This window comes from Streptomyces sp. HNM0645, from assembly GCF_030056615.1.
GTDB lineage: Bacteria > Actinomycetota > Actinomycetes > Streptomycetales > Streptomycetaceae > Streptomyces > Streptomyces marianii.
The window spans coordinates 1-3718 of record NZ_JASHLT010000105.1 but is presented as its reverse complement, the minus strand read 5'-3'; the positions used below and the strand labels follow the sequence as shown (position 1 = coordinate 3718).

4 protein-coding genes and 2 pseudogenes are annotated in these 3718 nt (G+C 66.8%); 2 read left to right on the top strand and 4 right to left on the bottom strand.

The annotated features are described in order from the left end of the window. Window positions 1–249 (top strand): helix-turn-helix domain-containing protein (locus tag QMZ92_RS35695; RefSeq protein WP_283302088.1); only part of this gene is annotated, 249 nt, incomplete at its 5' end. 32 nt (window positions 250–281) lie between these two features. On the opposite strand, the pseudogene QMZ92_RS35690 reads toward QMZ92_RS35695, so the two are convergent. The 3 genes and pseudogenes from QMZ92_RS35690 to QMZ92_RS36695 form a co-directional block, all read right to left on the bottom strand. Beyond that, window positions 282–572 (bottom strand): annotated as a pseudogene (locus QMZ92_RS35690) (transposase); the annotation flags it as partial. Window positions 573–967: 395 nt separating this feature from the next. Then, the gene (locus QMZ92_RS35685) at window positions 968–2083 is read right to left on the bottom strand and encodes a GDSL-type esterase/lipase family protein (RefSeq protein WP_283302085.1); all 1116 of its coding nucleotides are present in this window, start codon (window positions 2081–2083) and stop codon (window positions 968–970) included. 359 nt (window positions 2084–2442) lie between these two features. After that, window positions 2443–2583: pseudogene (locus QMZ92_RS36695) on the bottom strand (IS6 family transposase); the annotation flags it as partial. A gap of 14 nt (window positions 2584–2597) precedes the next feature. On the opposite strand from QMZ92_RS36695, the gene QMZ92_RS35680 reads away from it, so the two are divergent. Then, window positions 2598–2852 (top strand): hypothetical protein, encoded by a 255-nt coding sequence (locus tag QMZ92_RS35680; RefSeq protein ID WP_283302083.1) that lies wholly within the window; start codon window positions 2598–2600, stop codon window positions 2850–2852. A gap of 382 nt (window positions 2853–3234) precedes the next feature. Here the strand turns inward: QMZ92_RS35680 and QMZ92_RS35675 are convergent. Then, window positions 3235–3718, bottom strand: a 484-nt coding sequence (locus tag QMZ92_RS35675) for a hypothetical protein (protein ID WP_283302080.1), incomplete at its 5' end; no start/stop codon positions are given.

Below are 3718 nucleotides of genomic sequence, written 5' to 3'. Positions count from 1 at the left end.
ACACTGGGCGTCACCCCGCTGCGGTGGATTCTCCAGGAGCGGATACGGCTCGCCCAGGCGCTGCTGGAGACCACGGACGAGCCCGTCGAGTCGATCGCCCGACGTACCGGATTCGGTACCCCGGCCAACTTTCGGCACCACTTCGGACGGCTCACCTCCACCTCTCCCCGGGCATACCGCAATCGCTTCCGGAGCCGAAGCCCGGGTCACGCCCCCTGCGGCAGCGCACCCGAACCGGGCGGTCTGTAAGGATCCCGGTGCAACTGGGGTGGTCGACTTGGTCAGATTCGGTTGTGGGTGAGGCGTCCGTCGAAGGCGGTGTCGAAGGCTTGGAGGGCTCGTTTCCACCTGGTCGTCCATCGCCTGCGGCCGGTGCGGGTCGGGTCGAGGGACATCAACGCGAGGTAGAGGCATTTCAGGACGGCGGTCTCGCAGGGGAAGTATCCTCGGGCCCGGACGGCTCGGCGGATGCGTGCGTTCACCGATTCGATGGTGTTGGTGGTGCAGATGATCCGCTGGATCTCCGCGTCGAACCGGAGGAACGGCACGAACGCCGCCCAAGCGTTCTCCCAGGCCCAGGTGGTCGGTCATCTCGCCCTCGAGAGCGGACCCCAGCAGCCGCTTCGTCAGCTGCTGCAGCAGCCCGCCCGTGCCGGTCAGCTGCAGGCCCTCGGCCCAGGCCCGCACCACGATCTCCTCAACGAACCGGTCATCCACCACTGCCGGCACAGACCTCCCAAGGGGCAGAGGGCGGCGTCACCCCGGCGCGCCAGACGAATGCCTGAACCGGAAGCATGGAGCCTTCCTTGCACTGCCTGAATCACCCAATCTTTGACGGATACGTCAAAGATTGGGTGATGCGCAAGGCGCAATGCCAACGCGGCCCTTGCCCCTTGGGAAGGAGTCGAGAGCCGGCCTGCAGGCCGGTGAGGAGATCGCCCACTTCATGAAGCAATGCGATCCGGACTCAGGACACGGCGGTCAGGTACATGCCGGACGCGTCGCGTCCGGGGGTGTTCCGGCAGGCGTAGTTCCGGGTCGGGTGCGCGTAGATGAGGGTGAGGCAGCGCCCCAGGGCGCGCTGCGCGTAGTAATTCGGGTGGAACGACTCCTGGAGGGTCCCTTGCATGACGCCGCTGACCAGGAAGCGCGCCCACTCGCTGGTTTCCGCCGAGGGCCCCTGCGCAGACGTTGCCAGCCGGGTCGTCTTCGAGCAGACCTCGCGGCCCTGGAGCATGTCCTGCAGGTCGAGGAACTGGACCTGTTCCGCCTCGGCGACCGCTTTCATACGTGCGGAGAACTGTGGGGTGAATGTGTCGCGCGCCCAGTCGGCGTCCTTGTTCCAGAACGGGCATCCTCCGGTGGTCACCCGGGTCCAACCACTCTGCGGGTAGCGGTTCTCGGAACTGCGCGGGATCGGTGAAGGCGCCGACTGCAAAATGATGCGGTAGTCGTTGGTCGAGTAGCCGGAGGCCGACATCACCGCCCGGATCTCCTTGATGGACTTGGAGACCCCGGCCATCGCGGCGGCCATGCGGCTGTCCACCACCTTCTGCTGGTCGTCATGGCAGTAGGAGTACCAGACCGTGTAGTCCGCGGCGCAGGTAGCGATGATGTCCGCGAAGCCCAAGTCGTTGCCGCCGATTGAGAGAGCAATCAGTTTGACCCGGTTGGTGGAAGCGACCTTGGCCAGCTGGTCGGCTTGCGGCGCTTCCCCCTTCAGGGACCGTCCACCACTGGTGGACCGGAAGATGTTGGCGGTGGTGGCGCCGGAGCAGGCCAGGTTGATCTGCACGTCACCGATTCCCGTACTGCTGCGCACCTCGGCGGAGTCGGAGCGGTCACAACCGCTGGCGTAGGTGCTTCCGTAGACAAGGGTCGGATCGTAGCCGGTGGCGGTGTAGGCGCGGTCCGTACCGCTGCGGCTGCCCGCCTGCGTGTTGCTGTTGCCGAGCCATCGGCCGGCCTCTCCAGAGATATAGCTGTCCCCCATCGACACCACGGCAGTGGGCTCACCACCCGACGGGCTCGCCATCGCTGGGGTGTTACCGCCGACCAGCAAGCCGAGGACAAGAGTGGGCACGACCACCCCAGTGGGAACCCACCGGGATCTGAAACGAAATCCGGGCACGACGAAACTCCTGCATCCTGGCCGCGCCGACATCGAAAGTCGGCCACGGGAACTGACGAAGTTGAACGCCGGCCGGACGCCAGGAGAATGTGGCACGCCCCTACTGGTTACCGCAAGGTAGCTGCAGCCGATTCTTTTCGCTTCAACCGTCCGCGAGATCCACCGGAAGGACTCACGGAGGCGTTGTCACGTTGTTGGGCGTGTGGATGTCCGACGGTGTGTCGGGGTGTGGTGAGGGCCGCCTCCGGGCTTGTGCTCAGACCTTGGCGGACAGGCCGTGACCACGGTGATCTGCTCCCGAATGGTGAACGCGAGATGATCACAACGCACTCCAGCGCCAGCTCCTCTACCTCACGGAAGCCGAGCGGGAACCGGTGGTACGACCACGCACAGTGGGAAATGATCCCGCCCGGGTACCAGTGCCTCTTGTGCGACGGGGACGCACGCTCCACGACCAGCCCCTCCCATGCTGATCAACACCAAGATCAACACCAAGGTCAACCCCACGAACCAGCCAACGTGTCAGCACCGGCAGCTTCTGCCTGCTGGCACGCGACCGCAGCGGACCGGCGGTCCGCTCAACGCCGAACTCCGCGACGACGGCGCACGTCAGTCACAAACAGATCGCGTCATGCGGAGCATCAGCCTGGTGGGCGTGCGCCGTCGTCGCAGGCAGCGCAGCACGGTCATGGGCCTGGTCGCGGCCAGGCCCCGGACGTGACCGGCCGCGACTTCACCACGCGTGAGCCGAACACGAAGTGCGTCGGCGGCATCACCTGCTGCCCCGTGGACGGCAGGAAGAACGCGTGTCCAGGGATTCGAAGCAAGCTCCGTCAGGGCCTTCGCCGTGTGGTGGAGTTCCAGGAGCGTGCCGCATCTGGTCTCGTGGCGACCCAGTCAAGCGTTTCGTGAACGCGAGATTCGCTGCCCGAGGTGGGGCGCCGGCCCTGGACTTCGGCCTCTGCCGCCGACGGAACCGGCGGGGCGGTGGGACGGCGGTCCAGGGGGAGGCCGCCGCCTGAACGACGGCCCGGGCACGCAGCGACCCACCGCGACCACTGGGCTCACAGCACACCCCCCTCTGGACGGGCTCTCTCCGTGCGTCAGAGGAGAGGGTCCGTGTGCAGGGTGGAGCGGGCAGTGCTCAGCCAGGCGGTGACACTGCTGTCACGGGCGCTACCGGCCCCGATCAACAGGTCAAGGTGGCCGCCTTCGGCGGTGAGAGCGAGCGGGTGGCCGTGCCCGGCTGCTGTCCAGATCGGTGCGGCGAGGTGGGATTGAGCCGGGTCATACCCGATCCAGCACTGGCGGCCGGCCCACCTCCACCCCATCCAGCAGTCCCCGCCGACCTGTTCGATGTTCGCACTGCCGTCCCTCAATGCGCCCAGGTAGTCCGGGATGACGAGGTTCTCTACGGTGACCGGGCGATCGGGGACACCGTACAGGCAGGAGGCGAGAGCCGGTACGCCGGCGATGAGGGCGTACCGGCGCTTACGCATGAAGGGGTTGGAGACGGCGGGGAGGAGGTCGATGGTGACCGCGTGTCCGGTGTGTACGGGCCGCTGGGGGTGCCAGGCCAGGTGCGGG